Genomic DNA, 19335 nt, shown 5'->3' with positions numbered 1-19335 from the left:
TTTTGTGCTTAATCTCGGTCTGTCAAAACTATTGCAGTTCCACCAAAACCGGACAATGATCGGAATGAAAAGCCTCGCTCAGAATCGCGGCGCGGGACAGTTTTTCCTTTAAAGGATAGCTTACAAAGTTGTAGTCCAATCGCCATCCCTTGTTTCGCGCCCGTGAATTTTGCCGGTAACTCCACCAAGTGTAATTGTCGGGTTGGTCATTGAAAAACCGGAAACTGTCGATCAGTTCGCACTCATCAATGAATTTGGTCAGCCATTCCCTTTCGATGGGTAAAAAACCCGAAACATTTTTCAGGCCTTCCGGATTGTGGATGTCGATCGGTTTGTGGCAAATATTAAAATCACCGGAAATAATCAGGTTCGGAATCGTTTTCCTCAATTCCTTGATATACTCCAAAAAATCATAGCAAAACTGCATCTTAAAATCAAGTCGGTCAATATTCGACGCAGACGGAACATAAACCGAAATCACCGAGAACTCCTCAAAATCCGCACGGATGATTCTTCCTTCGGAATCGTAATTTTCAATTCCACAACCGTATTCCACATGTTTCGGTTTCATTTTAGAGGCGATTCCCACGCCGGAATATCCTTTTTTCTGGGCAGAATGCCAAAAACTGTGATAACCGATTTTTTCGAACCCTTCAATGTCGATTTGGTCGTTTCCAGCTTTGCTTTCCTGGATGCAGATCACATCCGGAAGTGCGGCATTTAGCCAACCCACAAAATCTTTGGTGAATGCAGCACGAATCCCATTCACATTATAACTGATTATTTTCATTAAAATTAATTTTCTCAAAATTAGGGAATTTGTCTTGAACTAAAACGGCGATTTGCATTAAAAATAGCTAATTTTAAACTTATAGTCAAAGCCGGTTTTGAAATAAAATTCAATACATTTGCCTTAAATCTCCGCAATGAAAAAATTCGTTATTTTAGCGATTATCGCACTCGGAATTATTTCCTGTACTACTCAAAAAGCCACTAAAAAAATGGAAGCACCCAGCGAATGGAAACGCCACACGAATATTTATGAAGTCAATATAAGACAATACACGAAAGAGGGAACTTTCCGCGCATTCGAAAAGGAAATGCCGCGGCTGAAAGCGATGGGAGTGGAAACGCTTTGGTTCATGCCGATTACGCCGATTGCCACCGAAAAAATGAAAGGAACTTTGGGAAGTCCATACGCAGCAGCGGACTATACTTCAATCAATCCTGAATTCGGAACCATGGAGGATTTCAAACATCTTGTTGATGAAGCGCATCAACTCGGCTTTAAAGTCATTATCGATTGGGTGGCAAATCACACTGGTTGGAACCATGTATGGACCAAGACCAATCCGGAATTTTATTTGCACGATCCAGACGGAAATTTCCATATCGCTTCCGGAATGGAAGATATTATTGAGCTTGACTACAGCAACCAAAATATGCGGAATGCCATGATTGAAGCCATGAAGTTTTGGGTTCGGGAAACCAATATAGACGGTTTCAGATGTGATCTCGCAAGTTGGGTGGAAGTCGATTTCTGGCAGGAAGCAAGACCGAAAGTGGAAGCACTGAAACCACTCTTCTGGCTTGGTGAGTTTGACGAACTCGAAAATCCGGAGTACGGAAAAGTTTTCGATGCAAGTTATTCCTGGACCTGGATGCACAAAACCGAGAATTATTACAAAAATAATCTGCCTCTGCAGGAACTGAAAGATTTGCTGATGAAATATTCAGCGATCGGCGACCATTCGATGAGGGCGTGGTTCACGACCAACCATGACGAAAATTCCTGGAACGGAACCGAATACGAGAAGTATGGTGTGATTGCAAAACCTTTGGCGGTCTTTTCAGCAACCTGGAATGGTGTGCCTTTGATTTATTCCGGTCAGGAACTGCCGAATCTCAAACGCCTGGAGTTTTTTGAAAAAGATGCCATCAACTGGACCGGAAATTACCAGTTGGCAGATTTTTACAGAACTTTATTCAGTTTAAAATCTTCTAACCCTGCATTGCGAGGTGGCGATCCGAATGTGACCACCTATTTTTTGAACAATTCGGCGAACGACAAAATCCTGGCTTTTCTCAGAAAAAATGGGAATGATGAAGTTTTGGTTGTCTTGAACATGTCAAAAGACGCGGTAGATTTTTCGATCGAAGATGGAAATGTGGGTGGTACTTTTAAGAATCTTTTCGATAAGACTTCGCGGGACTTTTCTTCGGGCAAATCGTTTTCGATGAAAGCAGGGGATTATGCAGTGTTTGTGAAATGATTTTTTATTGCCAACGGATTGCATGGTTTTCAGCAGATAAAACTGCATAAATACTTTGTGAAAACCGGTGTGATCTGTGAGAAATTTTTAGCAGTCATTTTGTCAAAATCTGGTTGCAAAATAACATAGAATTAAATGGATAAAACATCTTTGCTCAAAATCATCAGCGAAAAATTATCTGAAAAAATCCAGACCCTTCAAACCTTAATTGAAGAAACCCGTACTTCCAACAACGATACCAAATCTTCAATGGGAGACAAATACGAAACCGGCCGAGAAATGCTGCAGCAGGAAATCAATAATCTTCAGATTCAGCTGAATGGGTTTTCAAGTTCATTGAATATTCTGAAAAACATCAATCCAGTTCCACACCAATCCATCGGTTTGGGGAGTTTGGTGGAAACAGAAAAGGGGAAGTTTTTCATTTCGGTTTCTTTGGGTGAAGTCAGCCTTGATGGTGAAAAAATATTTGTCATCTCTACAGAAAGTCCACTGGCAAAAGCAATGCACGGAAAGAAGGCCGGAGAAACCTTAATTGTGAATGACGTAACCCAAACCCTTAAAAATATTTGGTAAATTTGAGCATTGGCAAACTCAAACCTCAAATATTATACTTCAAACCTTAATTAAGAAAATGCAGAACTATCTCGATTTACTTCAACATATTTTAGACCACGGAACCGATAAAACCGACCGCACAGGAACCGGAACACGCAGCATTTTTGGATATCAACTCCGGTATGATTTGTCAAAAGGGTTTCCTTTGGTGACGACCAAAAAAGTGCATCTGAAATCCATTATTTACGAATTACTCTGGTTTTTGAAAGGCGACACCAATGTAAAATATCTGAATGATCACGGCGTTTCCATTTGGGATGAATGGGCGGATGAAAAAGGAGATCTCGGTCCGGTTTACGGTGCACAGTGGCGAAGTTGGAGTGGTGCAAACGGAAAAATGGTTGACCAAATCACGGAAGTGATCGATCAAATTAAGAAAAATCCGGATTCCAGAAGATTGATCGTTTCTGCCTGGAATGTGGCGGAAATTCCGAATATGGCTTTGGCGCCGTGTCACGCAATGTTTCAGTTTTATGTATCAGATGGAAAATTGTCTTTGCAACTTTACCAAAGAAGTGCAGATGTTTTCCTGGGGGTACCGTTCAATATTGCGAGTTATGCACTGCTTTGTATGATGGTTGCGCAGGTCTGTGGTTTGGAAGTGGGTGATTATGTGCATACTTTTGGCGATGTACATATTTACAATAACCATTTTGAGCAGGTTCACAGGCAACTTTCGCGCACACCGAAATCATTGCCGACGATGAAGCTGAATCCTGAAATCAAAGATATTTTCAATTTTGATTTTGAAGATTTTACTTTGGAAAATTATGATCCGTATCCGGGAATTAAAGCACCGGTTGCGGTTTAAATCAATAAAAGTGAAGTAAAATTACTTCGCTTTTTTTGTAACTTTTCGTTAAATCCTAACACTTATTAAGCGGTGAAAAGTCTTAAAATCAATATCGAAGAAAACGCAAGTCCGGAAATGCTCCAAACCATTTTAGAGCAAATAAGAGGTGTGAAATCTGTGGAAATTATTGATGAGGAAAATCCCGAAAGCGAATTGAAGAAGGCGTTCCGCAAAAGTAAGGAACAGCTGAAGAAGGGAGAGTACGAAAGCATTGTGAACGATATTTTCGACCTGCTCAACGATCCCAAATCGAAATAATTTTTAACTTTGAGTACATTTTATAAAATATTCTTTTCTTGAAATCCGTTATTCTCAATTTTTAAACTCATTTTTAAATCATAAATGAAAAAAATCCTAATTGCAGCACTTTTTCTAAGTGCATTCTTACCATCCCAGAACGTTTTCGGGCAAACCGATACATCCGGTAGAACTGAAATTTACAGAGCAACCCACACCAAGACCACGGAGCTGAAACACACCAAATTAAAGGTGAATTTCGATTACCAAAAAGAACAGATGAACGGTGAAGCGTGGATTTCTGCCTCGCCGCATTTTTATCCTAGTGATTCCTTGGTTTTAGATGCCAAAGCGATGCTGATTCATGAGGTTGCTTTAGAAAAAAACGGTTCGAAATCACCGCTGAAGTATAACTACAAAAACGATATGCTGAAAATTAATCTTGATAAAACCTACAGCAGAAATCAGGATTACACGGTTTACATCAAATATACAGCCCGTCCAAATGAAGTAAAACAGGTTGGAAGTGCAGCAATTACCGATGCAAAAGGACTTTACTTCATCAACCCACAAGGAAAAGAGAGCGGAAAAGCTACGCAGATTTGGACTCAGGGAGAAACCGAATCGAACTCGGTCTGGTTCCCAACTATTGATAAACCCAACCAAAAAACCACTCAGGAAATCTTCATGACGGTTCCGGAGAAGTACGTCACTTTGTCCAACGGAATTTTGAAGGATTCCAAAAACGAAGGCAACAATTTCCGCACAGATCATTGGGTGATGGACAAAAAACATGCGCCTTACCTTTTCTTTATGGGAGTTGGTGAATATGCCGTGGTGAATGATAAATGGAGAAGTATTCCGGTGGATTATTACGTAGAAAAAGAATATGAACCTTATGCAAAACAGATTTTCGGAAACACGCCGGAAATGATGGAATTTTTTTCTAAAAGATTAAATTACGATTACCCTTGGCAAAAATACGCTCAAATCACCGGTGTTGATTATGTTTCCGGTGCAATGGAAAATACCACTTCCACGCTTCATTCCGCTATGGCGCAGCAAAAACCGGGCGACCTGATCGATGAAAACCGTTGGGAGGATGTGATTTCCCATGAGTTGTTCCACCACTGGTTCGGAGATTTGGTGACCGCGGAATCCTGGTCAAACATCACCGTTAATGAGTCTTTCGCCAATTATTCGGAATATCTGTGGAATGAGTATAAATATGGAAAAGATTTCGCGGATTACACTTTGATGAAAACCCGGGAAGGGTATTTCCGCGATCCGTCAAATGTTTCCAAGGATTTGGTGCGGTTTAATTATCATTCCAGGGAAGATGTTTTCGATGGGGTTTCTTATAATAAAGGTGGTTCAATTCTTCACATGTTGAGAAATTATTTGGGAGACGACGCATTTTTTGCAGGATTAACGGATTACCTGAAAACCAACGAGTACGGAACCGGAGAAGCGCAGCAACTTCGACTTTCATTGGAAAAAGTCTCAGGAAAAGATTTGAATTGGTTCTTCAATCAATGGTATTACGGAAACGGAAATCCTAAACTCACTTACTCTTCCACTTTTGATCCGGTGAAAAAGATGGTCACAGTTTCCATCATCCAAAATCAGGGTCAATACTTTCAGTTTCCTTTGGCGATAGATGTGTTTGAGAATGGGAAACCCTCAAGACAAAATGTTTGGGTTGCAGCGAAAAGCAAGAATGATTTCACGTTTCCTGTTTCAAAAAGTCCGGACCTGCTGAATATTGATGCAGATGGCATTCTGCTTTCCGAAATCACAGAGAACAAAACTCCCGACCAATATTTTCTGCAGTATACGGGATCCAAAGAATTTTTGAGTCGGTATAAAGCAGTAGAAAATGCGGTAGATAATGCTGCGAAAAACGCTACATCTCTGAAAACATTGGTAGCCGCGTTGAAAGACAGTAATTTCAGAATCCGAATGAAGGCACTGAGCGGATTGGATTTCTCAAAACCGGATCATCAAAAAGCGGCGCTCGCCGAAGTGGAGAAAATTGCGGCAAACGATCCGAAAACTTTGGTGCAGTCTGCTGCAATAACAGCTTTGGCAAAAATGAAAGATAAAAAATACCTGCCGGTCTTCGAGAAGGGAATGTCTGCGGTTTCCAATGCGGTAAAAGGTGCTTCTTTGGGAGCGATTTCATTGATTGATCCAGCCAGAGTCTCTGTTTTAGCTGATAAAATAGATTTGGAAGGCGCAAGTGACGAACTGATCTCACAACTTTTGCCGATCATCGTAAAAAATAAGATTGAAAAGCAGATGCCGGCAATTGCTTCCACAGCAGCGTTTTATCCGTTTATCAAATTCCAGAACCCAGAGTTGGGCGCCTCAGCAGAGGAGGCCTTCAACTGGATTATGGGTTCCGACAATTTGAAGGCAACTGAAAATCTGACAAAGGTTTTGACCCAGGTCAAAAGCCAGATCGGGCAAAATCCACAGGCAAAAATGATGATCGTTCAAATCCTGAAAGAAGGACTTGGCAAAAAAATGCAGGTTTTGAAGGCGAATCCATCAAGTCCGACGATCAATGCGCAGATTGATCTGATCAATAAGGCGATTGAGGCGTACAAATAAGATGATCTGATATCTGGAAAAAAAAACAAAGCCACCCGCACTGAGGTGGCTTTTTTTGAATATTTCTACTTTACCTGAAATTCTGGATTTCCAGTTTCATTAAGCAGAAAAGCAAACTCTTTAGACAATTGTGCAAATTGCTCATCCATAGTGCTTCCGCCGAAATGGCCCGCTTTGTAATCCACATAAAGGTAAACCGGATTTTTGGAATCAGTTTGATCCTGCATTTTTGCGGCAAATTTCGCAGGAATGAAACTGTCAACTCGCGGATCATTGAAGCCGGTTGTAATCAGCTGTGCAGGATATTTCGTTCCTTTTTTGATGTGCTGAAACGCGTCCATTTCGTAGAGTGCTTTAAACTCGGTTTCGTCTTTGATGGTTCCGAATTCGGGTATGTTTACCGGTCCGTTTGCGGAAAATTCCATCCTTAAAGTGTTTAGGCATCCCACTTTGGGAATGGCAACTTTGTACAGATCTGGTCTTTCGGTGATGGCTCTTCCAATCAATATTCCACCTGCACTTGCTCCGGTAATTCCCAGTTTCTCTGGAGAAGTGAATTTATTTGTAATTAAATATTCTGCAGCTGCATTGAAATCTTTCCAGGTGTTGGGTTTTGTTGTTTTTTTTCCGGCAAGGTACCAATCGTTTCCTTTTTCGCCACCGCCCCTCACGTGAGCGAAAGCGAGAACCACACCCCGGTTCAGCAGTGGCAGATAATTTCTTTGAAATACAGGTGCATATGCAATCATGCCATAGGAACCATAACCCATCATCAATGCCGTGTTACTGCCATCTTTTTTTAGTTTTGTTTTGTCATAAACGATACTCAGTGGAACCATGGTTCCATCATGAGAAGGATATTCAATTTCTTCATAGGCCAGATTTTCCAAATTAGGAAAGTTGAACTTCACGGTTAGAAAGTTTTCCCATTTTTTCTTAGTGGGCAAATCGTATGGGAAGACATTGAAGGGTTTTGTCCAACCTGTGTTGATCAACACGATTTCATTGTCGTCCTGTCTTTCGTTGAAAGGCATAGACATTACGTTTCCTTCAATGTTTGTATTTAAGTTTTCATTCTTGCCATTACGCAGGTTGTATGTCACGATTTTGGTCTGAATACCATTATGGTCTTGATCAATGACCAAGAAATCTTTGGTCTGGAAAACTCTGTCAATTTTCCAGTCACTATTTCCGTCTAATATTACTTTCGCATTGGCGATGTCTGGATTTTTCAGTGAAGTTTTGATCAGTCTAAAGTTTGAATTGCCTTTTGGTGTTTGAAAGTAAACATCGTGGCCATCTACAAACATTTGATGGATTTCATCACTTTGGTCGACCAGTTTTTTCCAATCTGTTTTTTTATTTTTGAAATCAGATTTTAACGCATAGTAATAAGTTGCGTTGGGATCTACTGTAAATATCCCCAAGAAAACATAAGGGGAGTTTTTATAGGATGAAATGCCCAGATAATCCATGGGTTTGATTTCTAATTCTGGATATTTTTCGGCACTCGCCAATAATATGTCTGAGGAAATTGGAGTTCCAATCTTGTGTAATTTTAAAGCTAAATTAAGGTTGTTCATAGGATCATGAACGTCATAGCTTTTATATTGTCTGTAAATAATTTCTGATTTACTGGTGTCAAAAAAATATCCTTCGCTGTGGGGAATTACATCTGCCAGGAATTTGCCAGTCGAAACCTCCATAATTCGAACGTCTCCCAGTTCCGATCCGGATTCACTGAGGTTAAAGATGATTCTTGAACCATCATCACTTATTTGAGTGTTATAATCCATCGTTTTTCCTGCCATAAATTTTTGGGGATCAAAAAGCAGTTTTTCAGCACCGTTTTCACCATCCCGGTAATAAAGCTTTCTTACCTGTTCGCCGGCATTTTTCCGATTGTAGAAATATCGATTTCCTGATTTTCCGGCAGGAATATTCATTCCTGGGTTCATTTTTTCGTATTGCTTTAATTCCTTAATGAGTTGATCTTGACCAGGAATCTTAGACAGCTGAGAATTGGTGAAATCTGCTTGTGATTTTAGCCAAGAAACCATTTCGGGGTTTTTTACATCTTCCATCCAGCGGTAATCATCTTGGACTTTCTGGCCCCAAATTTCGTCCGTTACCGGTGCTTTTTTTGTCGGTGGATAAATGAACTGTTGTGCGGTGATGAGCTGGAATGCTGCGCTCATACAAATTAAAGTGACTTTTTTCATGATTTAGGTGTTTTAGGGTTGCGGAGATTAGGAAATAGAACAATAAAAAGTTGTTCGCCGCATTTTATTTTTGCAGCGATTTACTTAACAAAGCTAAGAAGGTTTTTGAAAAAATATGAGCGTTAAAACACCCTTTCTTATTATGTTGATGTTTTTATTCTATTAGAAATCAGGAAAACACTCTTTTCATCAGCTTTTCCAATAATTGGGTACGGATAATTTTTTTTTAAGGACAAATAAAATGATTTCGCCCGTTTTTTGATTAAATTTGAATAAATCTTTTATTCGATGGCATACATAGATTATTACAAAATTCTGGAAGTCGATAAAAAGGCGAGCGCCGAGCAAATAAAAAAGGCGTACCGGAAACTTGCCCGAAAATATCACCCAGATATGAATCCTGGCGACAAAGGAGCTGAGAAGAAATTCAAAGAAATCAATGAAGCCAATGAAGTTCTCAGCAATCCCGAAAACCGTGAAAAGTACGATAAATACGGGGAGCACTGGAAGCAAGGTGAGGAATTTGAAAAAGCAAAGCAGCAGCAAAGATCATATCAGCAAAGCCAGAACTACGGTGGATTTGCAGCAGAGGATTTCTCTGGAGGAGAAGATTTTTCTGATTTTTTCCAAAGCATGTTTGGTGGTGCGGGAACTGGCTTTGGCAGAAGTTCCAGAGGTAATGCTTCGGGAAAATTTAAGGGTCAGGATGTGGAGGCGGAAATTAACCTGCACTTGAGAGACGCTGCCAAAACACATCAGAAAACCTTTGAAATAAACGGTAAAAAGGTGAGGATTACGATTCCGGCAGGAATTGCAGACGGACAGAAAATCAAACTTAAAGGCCATGGAAATCCTGGATTTAATGGAGGTCCAAATGGTGATCTATTCATCACTTTTAATATTTCCGAAGACCAACATTTCAAAAGAAATGGTGATGATTTGAATTCAAGAGTTGAAATCGATTTATATACCGCCGTTTTGGGGGGAGAGGTGAAGATCCCTACTTTAGACGGAAGTGTGAAACTGATGGTGAAGCCAGAAACCCAAAACAATACCAAAGTAAGATTGAAAGGTAAAGGATTTCCGGTGTATAAAAAAGAAGGGGAGTTTGGGGATTTGTTTGTGACGTACCATGTGAAGCTTCCGACTCATCTGACGGAGCGAGAAAAGGAACTTTTTCAGGAACTTAAAAACTTAAAGAAATGAGCGAGCGAATTTCAAGAGAAGAACTTGTAAAAATCTATGATATTGAAATCACTTTTTTTGATTCCCTGGAAGAAGCAGGATTGCTGAAAACGGAGACCGAAAATGATGTGAAGTATCTTTTGTATGAAGAACTGCCCGCACTTGAAAGGTTTGCAAACTGGCATTATGATTTGGATGTGAATCTGCCCGGACTGGAAGTCATTCATCATTTGCTGGAAAAAATGGAGCGTCTCAGTCAAGAAAACCGGAGACTGATGCGGTTATCGACTTATTTTATGGAGGAATAGATTATGGTCATCGATTTGTAAATGAAATGATTCAAGAAGTATATTGCTGGGTATTTTCATTTATGATTTCAAATGCCCCTATCTGTATAAATTATTAAAAAAAAATTAAATTGTATTTCGGGATTAACAAGAAATTATGACAGTTCATTAGAATTTACTAAGTTCGCCGGAATACTAATTTAATTTATTTTTAATGAAAAAACTTTTATTATTGTGCTTTTTGGCCATTGGAATTGGGATGAGTGCCCAATACAATTACACTTCTACTGATCCATTTAATGATCCGGCAAGGATTTTTTTTGCTGCTACACCCAGCAATGTGACTGGCGCATGTGGCACCAGCAACGGTATTAGCCAGGCGACTACTGCTTTAACTACGCAGATTGGAGTAGCAATCCAGCTTGATAAACTTGCTGTACCACAAACCAACAATGGACAGGCGGCAACTATTTCCCTCAACTTTAAGAAAAGCGGAACAGGATCAGGAACACTATATTTGGTGTTATTTGATGCTCCACACGGCGACACAACGTGGAATATTAATACAATAGCGCAAGTCGCCATAACCAGTGCTACAGTAACCACATGTACATCACTTACAGGAACTATTCCAGCAGGTATTATGAAAACAGATGGAGCAACAGATTATGCTTATGGATATTTCTATGCTGCGACTTCTGGAAATGCAACTTTTACAACGACGGATTATAAAATAGTTCAGGATGTGGCAACAGATGTACCATTATGTAGCACTTTTATTAGTCCACTAGATGGTTCTACTCTTAATTATGGTGCACATAATTTTAAATGGAATGCAACTCCTAAAGCCGTTGGATATCAGTTAAGCGTGGGTACAACACCAGGAGGAAATGATGTATTTAATAATACTATTGTTGGAGGATTGACCAACCAATATGTGCCATTGAGTCCAAATAAAACTTATTATGCGAAACTTGTACCTTACAATTTGGTTGGCAATGCCACGGGTTGTCAAGAAATCAGCTTCAGTACCAATAACGTGTTAGGATATTGTGACGCTACATCGCCAACATATACCAATACGACGTATGAGATTATCAGCAGCGTGGTTTTTGCGGATGTCAATAATGTGACCCCTACTGTGGCAAATACCCCTGGATATTTAGATTATACTTCGGTAACTGCCCATGTGAAAAAACAGCTCACCTATCCAATTACAGTAAATATTAAGGGATTTGATTCTGCCGGCCCAGATAAAACGAGTGTTTGGATCGATTATAATCACGACGGAATTTTTGCAGATAATGAAAAAACAGTACTATCAAATGCAGCTGCAGCGACGGGAAATATCACTATACCTGCTTCGGCTTTAAATGGGCCAACAAGAATGAGAATCAGTATGACTTATTCTGCGGATCCAGTTTCTTGCGGTAATAATGCTTATGGACAGGTTCAAGATTATACCGTAGATATCCAGGATTTAGTACTGCCTAGCTGTACTGCAATTACTTCTCCAGCGGACGGGGCAACAAATGTAACTGCAGCTTCCACAATATTGAATTGGATTAAAGATGATAATGCTAGTGGGTACAAAGTTTATGTTGGAACTGCATCAAACAATTACAATGTTGTAAATGGAACAATTGCAACTACAAACAGTTTTAACTTAAACGGTCTTGCATTAAATACCACTTATTTTGTGAAGGTGGTGCCAACAAATCCAATTGGAGATGCAACAGGTTGTTCAGAAATTTCTTTCACCACAGGTGCAAATTGGACTTATTGTGCAGCAACACATTCAACCGTAAACGCAGATAGAATGTCTAATGTCACTTTCGCAGATATTAACAATCCAAGTACTGTTACCACAATTCCAAACGGGTATGAAGATTTTACCGCAGTAGTAGGAAATGTAACTCAGGGTCAAAGCTATCCAATGACCATTACTTTAGCTAGTGCAAATACCAATGATAAAGTAAGTGTTTGGATCGATTTAAATAATAATGGAGTGTTTGATGCTTCGGAAAGATTCGATTTGACTGGATCGGGAACTGGTCCAAGAACAGGTACAATTGCCATCCCTGCAGACGCCACGATCGGAAATACAAGAATGAGAGTTCGTATGTCCAGACAAAACAGCATTGCATCTATCGTAGCTTGCGGCAATATTTCTGCACAAGGTAGAACACACGATTACACATTGAATATTATCGACAAAACATTAGCCGTTTCAAACGCAAACAAAGATGCTGTATCGGTTTATCCAAACCCGTTCACAGATATCCTGAGAATCTCTGATGTGAAAAATGTGAAATCGATCACCATTAGCGATGTTTCTGGAAGACAGGTGAAAACACTTGCTCCGGCTGCAGAACTTAATCTTTCTTCATTGAACGCAGGATTGTATCTGGTAACATTGCACATGAACGACGGATCTGTGAAAACAGTGAAAGCAATCAAGCAGTAATTACTCAGATGATACCTTTACGAATCGCCCCAATTTTGGGGCGATTTTTTCATGCATTGGAATTGCGCTCAAATTGTAAATAATTGGGTATTTTGAATGATGACTTAATATTGAATTAAAAGATGTCTTGTTTTAAGATTAAAAAAATGTTAAAAATCTGTTTTATTGGTGAATCACATAATTTATACCCTAAATTAAACTATATTTGGCGACAATTTAAAAAAATATACATGAAAAAACTTTTACTCGCATGCGGGGTAGTTTTCGGAATTTGTGTTTCTGCACAAGTCTCCGGGACAAAAATGATCGGGGTAGATTATTTAACATTGGCTGAAGCGTTCACAGAGCTAAATGCAAGTGGGGTAGGTCCTGGCGGCGCCACAATCAAGGTTCCAGCCGGATATGCGGAAACTGCTCCTTCAGGAGGATTTACTTTAGGATCTATGATTCTGAATGCATCGCTTTCTTCAAGTAATCCACTTGTCATCCAAAAAAGTGGATCCGGGCCAAATCCGGTGATTAATGCGCAGGTTGGAACCACAGCTTATGATGCTTTCTTTAAATTTGTGGGTGTGGATTATATGACCATTGATGGTTTTACACTTCAAGAGAATCCAAGTAATAGTACTGCAATTACGGCAATAGAAAGAGGATTTTATTTTTATCCTTTGGATGCGACGGACGGTTGTAACAATAACACCATTCAGAATAACGTGGTGAACTTTATCAACGGTGGCGCAGCTACTCCTACTTCCGGTGTTTACTTTGCACATACCACGGAATCTGGAACTGCCCTTATACCCACCGCTACTTCAGGACTGAACAGCAATAACAAGATTTACGGGAACACCATCAATAACGCTTTGTCAGTCGGTATAATGCTGAACGGATATGCAGCTGCTGCTCCATACACATTGAGGGATACCGGAAATGATGTAGGAGGAACTTCAGTTGCCACTGGTAATACATTCAATAATTTGGGTGCATTAGGTTATGTTACAGCATATGGCTTATTTGGCACTTATCAGGCATCTTCCAATGTTTCTTTCAATACCATGAATTTTGCAGACGGAGGTTTAGGAGCGGCTGGAATCTATATCTACGGTGACAACACGTCTTTTACAATAAATAATAACAAAGTGAATGCGCCAAACCGTTTGAATTATACTTCCACAAGCAGCGGAACTTATGCGGGTATTTATTGTTTAAGTACAACTGCTTCCACAGCAGTAAATTTAACGGCAAATAACAATGAGATTAATTTGGGAACCATAGCAAATCATACCGGTACAACTTACCAATCCGTATATGGAATTTTGCACGGCTATGCAGGTACTGCGAATACTGGATCCCTCACTGCCACAAAAAATAAATTGAACGGTTCTTCTTTTGGTACCTACTATGGAATTTATACAACCGCTTCTGGACCTCAAACGGATATTATCGACAACACCGTAAGCGGAATCAATATTGCAGCAAATGGCTACTTGATTTACGCCAATGCTACAGCGCTCACCAATATTTTGCAAAATAAAGTATATAACGTGCAGGCTACTGGCGGAGCAAGTGTGCTCTATGGTGTTTATATTGTAGGAACCACAGTTTCTGCCAATACGTACATTGTAAATAATTTAATTGGTGATTTGCGTGTTCCAAACAGCAGCACTACTTCAGTTGGTTTGGCAGGGATCTACCTTGCTTCCAGTGGTGCCACTTCAAATCTCAAAGTATATTACAATTCAATCTATTTGAATGGTACATCTTTGGGAGCTAACTTTAATTCCACAGGTATTTACCATACATTTAACACTACTTCAACTACTGCAACGTTGGACATGCGAAACAATATGGTGATCAACACTTCCACACCTAAAGGAACAGGATATGCATCTGCATTCAGAAGAAGTGCATCTACTAATCTTAATAATTATGCGGTAACATCAAATAACAACAACTTTTTTACAGGTTCTGGAACTAACCAAAATATCTATTATAACAGTGCTACTGCCTATTCTACAATGTCTGCGTTCCAGACTCATGTAGGCGTCAGAGAAACCAATTCCCAGAATATTAGTGCAGATTTTCTTTCCACTAATGGAACTTCTACGGATTTCCTTAAATTGAATCCAAGTTCTGAAAATACAGAATTGCTTGATAACAAAGGAACACCGATTGCTGCTTATACGACTGATTACACGGGCGCAACTAGAGATGCTGCGACTCCAGATATAGGTGCGTATGAGTTTACTTATGTTGCCCCTACAACCGCTCCTTCATGTACTTCACTCACAGGAAATCTCACTGGTCTCGCACCAAATCCTGCAACTATTTCGTGGGCATTGGCTAATGGAGCTACAGGTTATAAAGTATATATTGGAACCACTGATGGTGGAACAGATATCGTAAACGGAACATTGACAACAGCGTTGAGCACCCAAGTAAACCTTATCGGTAATTCAACTTATTACGTGAAAATTGTACCTACTAATAATATCGGAGATGCCACCGGTTGTGTCTATACCGCTATTACTACTGGATCATTTGTTTACTGCACAGCAGGAGCAACCTCTACTTCATTTGAAAAGATCTCAAATGTTACTTTTGGAACCATTAACAATAACTCTACTTCTACTGCAGGATATGAAGATTTCACTGCTATTTCCACAAATGTAAATAGAAAAGGAACTTACTTGCTTTCAGTAAAAGCATCTACTTACTTTGCAAGTGATAGTTATTTTGCGTGGATCGATTATAATCAAAATGGTGTTTTTGAAGACGCGGAGAGAGTTCAGCTTACAGGTGCCTCAGCAACTACACCGGGAATCGCAACCATTGTAATCCCTGCTGACGCCAAATTTGGTACAACAAGGATGAGAATTAAGTTGGTCGATGGAACAGACAATACCCCTTGTCAAACCTATACTTATGGACAAGTGGAAGACTATACCGTTAAGATTGTTGCTCCGGATGTAGCTTTAATTACAGCTCCTGCTAATGGTGCAACTGGGGTTTCCACAAGTCCAGCTACGATCACATGGGGTGCGGCAACTGGCGCTACGAACTACAAACTTTTCGTGGGAACTGCTTCTGGAAATTATGACGTGGTAAATGGAACTTCTACTTCATCTACAACTTATGACCTTAATTTGAATCCAAGCACTACTTATTATGCTAAAGTGGTTTCCAACGATGGATCAGCTGATTCCACAGGTAATCTGGAAATCTCTTTTACAACGGATGCTGCACTTGCGGTTAACAATGCTAATAAGACTGAAATTTCCATCTATCCGAACCCGTTCACAGATATCCTGAGAATCTCTGATGTGAAAAATGTGAAATCGATCTCTGTAAGCGATGTTTCAGGAAGACAGGTGAAAACACTTGCTCCGGCTGCAGAACTTAATCTTACTTCATTGAATGCAGGATTATATCTGGTAACATTGCACATGAACGACGGATCTGTGAAAACAGTGAAAGCAATCAAGAAGTAATTTCTTAAATGATACTTTGATGAATCGCCCCAAATTTGGGGCGTTTTTTTTTGAATAATTCTCAGATTTTACTTTTTCTCGAATACCGGTTAAAATTATTATGCTTGATTATCAATCATTTAATGTTTTATTTAAAATTATTTCACTACTTTGTATTGCATATTACTAAATTATTTCCATATCTTTGCTTTGTAAAGTTGAAGAAGTGACGACTTCTCAAAAAATGGAAATAGTTCCAATTAATAACCTCATAAAAAATGAACACAGAAAACACCAAAGCGCAAATGCGAAAAGGCATTCTGGAATTCTGCATTTTGAGTTTGATTGAAAAAAAAGAAATGTATGTTTCTGACCTGATCGACGAACTGAAAAAAGGAAAACTGGATGTAGTGGAAGGAACTCTGTATCCTTTGCTGACCCGATTGAAAAACGGCGAATTCTTATCCTACCGTTGGGAAGAATCCACAGGCGGACCACCGAGAAAATATTACCAGATTACCGATCAAGGAAAACTGTTTCTCGCCGAACTGCTAAACACCTGGAACGAATTAACAGATTCCGTAAATCAAATTACTCAAAAATCGATAAGCTAAATAAAATGAACAAGACACTCTCAATAGGACTCGCCGGTTTCTCCTTCACAATTGAGGAACACGCATACATCAAATTAAGTGACTACCTCGCTGCACTGCGAAATTCATTGGATGCAAATGAAGCAGATGAAGTGATGCACGACATTGAAATCAGAATGGTGGAAATCTTTAAAGACTCCCTAGGAAAACGTGAAGTCATCAACGATGACGACGTGGAAAAAGTAATCACCCAAATCGGTAAACCCGAAGTCATCGAAGAACAGGAAGAAGCTTATTTTTCTGATAAAACCAAAAACCAGAAGAACAGAAAAACCTACAGCAGTTCCACCGAACAAAAACAACTTTTCAGAGATCCGGAAAGACAGAAAATAGCCGGAGTTTGCGCCGGACTGGCCCATTATGTGGGAATGGATATTGCCGCCATGCGCGCAATCTGGGTGGGATTATTCCTGTTGCTTTTTCCACTTCCCGGTTCGCCAATGCTGATGGTGCTTTTATACATCATTCTATGGCTCGTCATGCCGAAAGCGGAAACCGCAGCAGATTTTTTAAAGATGAAAGGAAAACCGATCAACTTTGACAATATCAAAGAAGAATCCAACAAGATTGTGCAGTTTGCCAATGAATCCACACAAAGAGTGGGCGAAATTTACCATGAAAACAAACCCTATATCAACAAAGCCGGCAACGGATTGTGGAATGTAGTAAGGTTTGTATTGGGCGGAATCTTCTCGCTGATGGGCATTTCCCTGCTGTTGGGATCTTTTGCGGTCTTTGGAATTTCGGGATCAGACAATATCCATTTCTTTGATAATCTTGGATTTTACCTTCAAGACAACAACCTGGGTTTCCTGGTGATCGCAGTTGGTTTTCTCACCATGTTTATACCGGCACTCATCTTTTCTTACCTGGCCATGAAACTGTTTTCGCCAAAAACAAAACTAAACAATACAGGATTTGTGATCGGCGGATTGGTATTGCTCTGGATCGGATTGGTTGCTGCAACCGGTTTCAGCGCCATCAAATTCAAAACTCAGTATAGCGGGAATAATGATGAGACTGAAAATGTAGCGATCAACACCACTTCCGATTCCATTTTGGTGGATGTGAAAAGAGTGGTTATTCCACCATCCTTTAAAGCTTATTGGGATGATGTGTACTCAGACAAAAAGACCATCTACAAACAGGATTATCCCAATGTGGATGTGAAAAGAATGGACGTGAAAGCACCTTATCTGGAAATCAAAAAAAATGCAGACGGATATAATTTGCCGCTCAGAATGCAGGTTCCGGTAGAAATTGTGGATAACAAAATTTTGCTGCCCAACTATTACTCTTATCCGTATGAACACCGTTTCAGGGATTACAGAGTAGATTATGAACTGGTGGTTCCGAAAAACATGAAAGTCATTTCCCTAAACGGTGAGCGTGGATTTTCGGTCAGAGATGATGCAGAGGAAAACGAAGATGCTGCTTCGGGAAGTACTAACGGATCAACAGGCAAGAATTCCATCGTGGTCAATTCCAATGACGAAGACTCCATCATCGTGAATGGGAAAAAAGTCAGCAGGGAAGAAGGTGAGCTCATCATGAAGAAAATTGATAAGAAGGATTTGAAAGATATCGACATCACCGTGAAAGACGGTAAAAAAGAAATCATCATCAAAACCAAATAATGAGAGTGGATGAGCAAAAGCGGATTCCTTACCAAAAAAGTTATTCGCTTTTCGCTTGTTCATTCTTTAACTAAATAAAAACCAAAATCATGGCACAGCTCTTTTTTGAAATCGTACTGAAAATTGTTGCTTTTGTCACCAGTTTTCTGAATTAGAATTTCTTGAAATCAATACTGACAAAACTGATGGAGTGATTCATCAGTTTTTTTGTTTAGCGTAAAAAGGATAAAATTTCTTTTGAAAAAATCAAATTGAGTTCCCTTTCGATAGCGGGAAAGCATATTTAAGATTATTTTGGATTTTTACCTTTAGTATTTCTCCTTCAGATAAAGATACGCCGTCAGATATTTATTCAAACGCTTGTAATCCCTATCGGTCAAAGGTTTGGTGAATCTGGTCAAATCCATATTATCCCGCAAATCATTCATTTTAACGGCAACTGCGAGTGGTGATTTCTCGGTTTGCTTCACAAATTCTGTGTAATCCTGATCAGGCGGATTCTTCGTGAGACATTCAATCGCAAAAACGATATCTTGCGGAAATCCCTCCTGCAAAAGGTACTCCAAAGTTATTTTCGGGCAATCCTCGATCACGTCATGCAAAACCCCCACTATTTTTTCATCATAAGTTTTTCCATAATTCATCACACGGATTACATGACCGATATATGGTGTTCCAAATTTGTCGGTTTGTCCTTTGTGCGCCCGGTCAGCGATTTTTATGGCCTTATTTAAAAGTTCCTCCTTGGTCATGGTCATTTTCAAAAGACAAATTTATATTTTTTGATTTTCGTGTGAAAGGAATGTGAAGTAGATTT

The 19335-nt window shown here is 39.6% G+C and carries 14 protein-coding genes; 11 read left to right on the top strand and 3 right to left on the bottom strand.

The genetic code is table 11. The features are described 5' to 3' along the window. Positions 1-28 precede the first annotated feature (28 nt). On the bottom strand, positions 29-790 hold the full coding sequence (locus tag L0951_RS09055; protein WP_234110911.1) for an exodeoxyribonuclease III: 762 nt from the start codon (positions 788-790) through the stop codon (positions 29-31). A gap of 136 nt (positions 791-926) precedes the next feature. Here L0951_RS09055 and L0951_RS09050 point away from each other — a divergent pair, with 136 nt between their 5' ends. The 5 genes from L0951_RS09050 to L0951_RS09030 all read left to right on the top strand — a co-directional run bounded on the left by L0951_RS09050 (position 927) and on the right by L0951_RS09030 (position 6597). Further along, complete coding sequence (locus L0951_RS09050; protein ID WP_234110910.1) at positions 927-2273, top strand: alpha-amylase family glycosyl hydrolase; 1347 nt, start codon at positions 927-929, stop codon at positions 2271-2273. 135 nt (positions 2274-2408) lie between these two features. Then, positions 2409-2849 (top strand): hypothetical protein, encoded by a 441-nt coding sequence (locus L0951_RS09045; RefSeq protein ID WP_234110909.1) that lies wholly within the window; start codon positions 2409-2411, stop codon positions 2847-2849. 58 nt (positions 2850-2907) lie between these two features. Beyond that, the gene (locus L0951_RS09040) at positions 2908-3702 is read left to right on the top strand and encodes a thymidylate synthase (protein ID WP_234110908.1); all 795 of its coding nucleotides are present in this window, start codon (positions 2908-2910) and stop codon (positions 3700-3702) included. Positions 3703-3774: 72 nt separating this feature from the next. Continuing rightward, positions 3775-4002: a hypothetical protein gene (locus L0951_RS09035; RefSeq protein ID WP_234110907.1), complete on the top strand. Its 228-nt coding sequence runs from the start codon at positions 3775-3777 to the stop codon at positions 4000-4002. 84 nt (positions 4003-4086) lie between these two features. Further along, positions 4087-6597 (top strand): M1 family aminopeptidase, encoded by a 2511-nt coding sequence (locus L0951_RS09030; protein ID WP_234110906.1) that lies wholly within the window; start codon positions 4087-4089, stop codon positions 6595-6597. 65 nt (positions 6598-6662) lie between these two features. Here L0951_RS09030 and L0951_RS09025 read toward each other — a convergent pair whose 3' ends face one another. Continuing rightward, entirely contained in the window at positions 6663-8819 is a 2157-nt protein-coding gene (locus L0951_RS09025) for a prolyl oligopeptidase family serine peptidase (protein ID WP_234110905.1), read from the bottom strand. A 288-nt stretch (positions 8820-9107) separates the two neighbouring features. Between L0951_RS09025 and L0951_RS09020 the strand changes: the two genes are divergently transcribed. The 6 genes from L0951_RS09020 (at position 9108) to L0951_RS08995 (ending at position 18518) form a co-directional block, all read left to right on the top strand. Beyond that, entirely contained in the window at positions 9108-10025 is a 918-nt protein-coding gene (locus L0951_RS09020) for a DnaJ C-terminal domain-containing protein (protein ID WP_234110904.1), read from the top strand. Next, positions 10022-10312 carry a chaperone modulator CbpM gene (locus L0951_RS09015; protein ID WP_234110903.1) on the top strand — a complete coding sequence of 97 codons (291 nt, stop codon included), beginning with the start codon at positions 10022-10024 and terminating at the stop codon, positions 10310-10312. The genes L0951_RS09020 and L0951_RS09015 overlap by 4 nt, the downstream gene beginning before the upstream one ends. Positions 10313-10550: 238 nt before the next feature. Beyond that, the gene (locus tag L0951_RS09010; protein WP_234110902.1) at positions 10551-12758 is read left to right on the top strand and encodes a GEVED domain-containing protein; all 2208 of its coding nucleotides are present in this window, start codon (positions 10551-10553) and stop codon (positions 12756-12758) included. 230 nt (positions 12759-12988) lie between these two features. Continuing rightward, positions 12989-16249 carry a beta strand repeat-containing protein gene (locus tag L0951_RS09005; protein ID WP_234110901.1) on the top strand — a complete coding sequence of 1087 codons (3261 nt, stop codon included), beginning with the start codon at positions 12989-12991 and terminating at the stop codon, positions 16247-16249. 257 nt (positions 16250-16506) lie between these two features. Continuing rightward, positions 16507-16842, top strand: coding sequence for a PadR family transcriptional regulator (locus L0951_RS09000; RefSeq protein WP_234110900.1), 336 nt, complete (start codon positions 16507-16509; stop codon positions 16840-16842). A 5-nt stretch (positions 16843-16847) separates the two neighbouring features. Beyond that, positions 16848-18518 carry a PspC domain-containing protein gene (locus L0951_RS08995; RefSeq protein ID WP_234110899.1) on the top strand — a complete coding sequence of 557 codons (1671 nt, stop codon included), beginning with the start codon at positions 16848-16850 and terminating at the stop codon, positions 18516-18518. Between the two features lie 308 nt (positions 18519-18826). Here L0951_RS08995 and L0951_RS08990 read toward each other — a convergent pair whose 3' ends face one another. Beyond that, the gene (locus L0951_RS08990; RefSeq protein WP_410686375.1) at positions 18827-19270 is read right to left on the bottom strand and encodes a phosphohydrolase; all 444 of its coding nucleotides are present in this window, start codon (positions 19268-19270) and stop codon (positions 18827-18829) included. Positions 19271-19335 lie beyond the last annotated feature (65 nt).

The organism is Chryseobacterium sp. R2A-55, assembly GCF_021401085.1.
In the GTDB taxonomy this organism is placed as follows: domain Bacteria; phylum Bacteroidota; class Bacteroidia; order Flavobacteriales; family Weeksellaceae; genus Kaistella.
The sequence above is the reverse complement of the archived record's forward strand: the minus strand, read 5'-3'. Positions and strand labels throughout refer to the sequence as shown.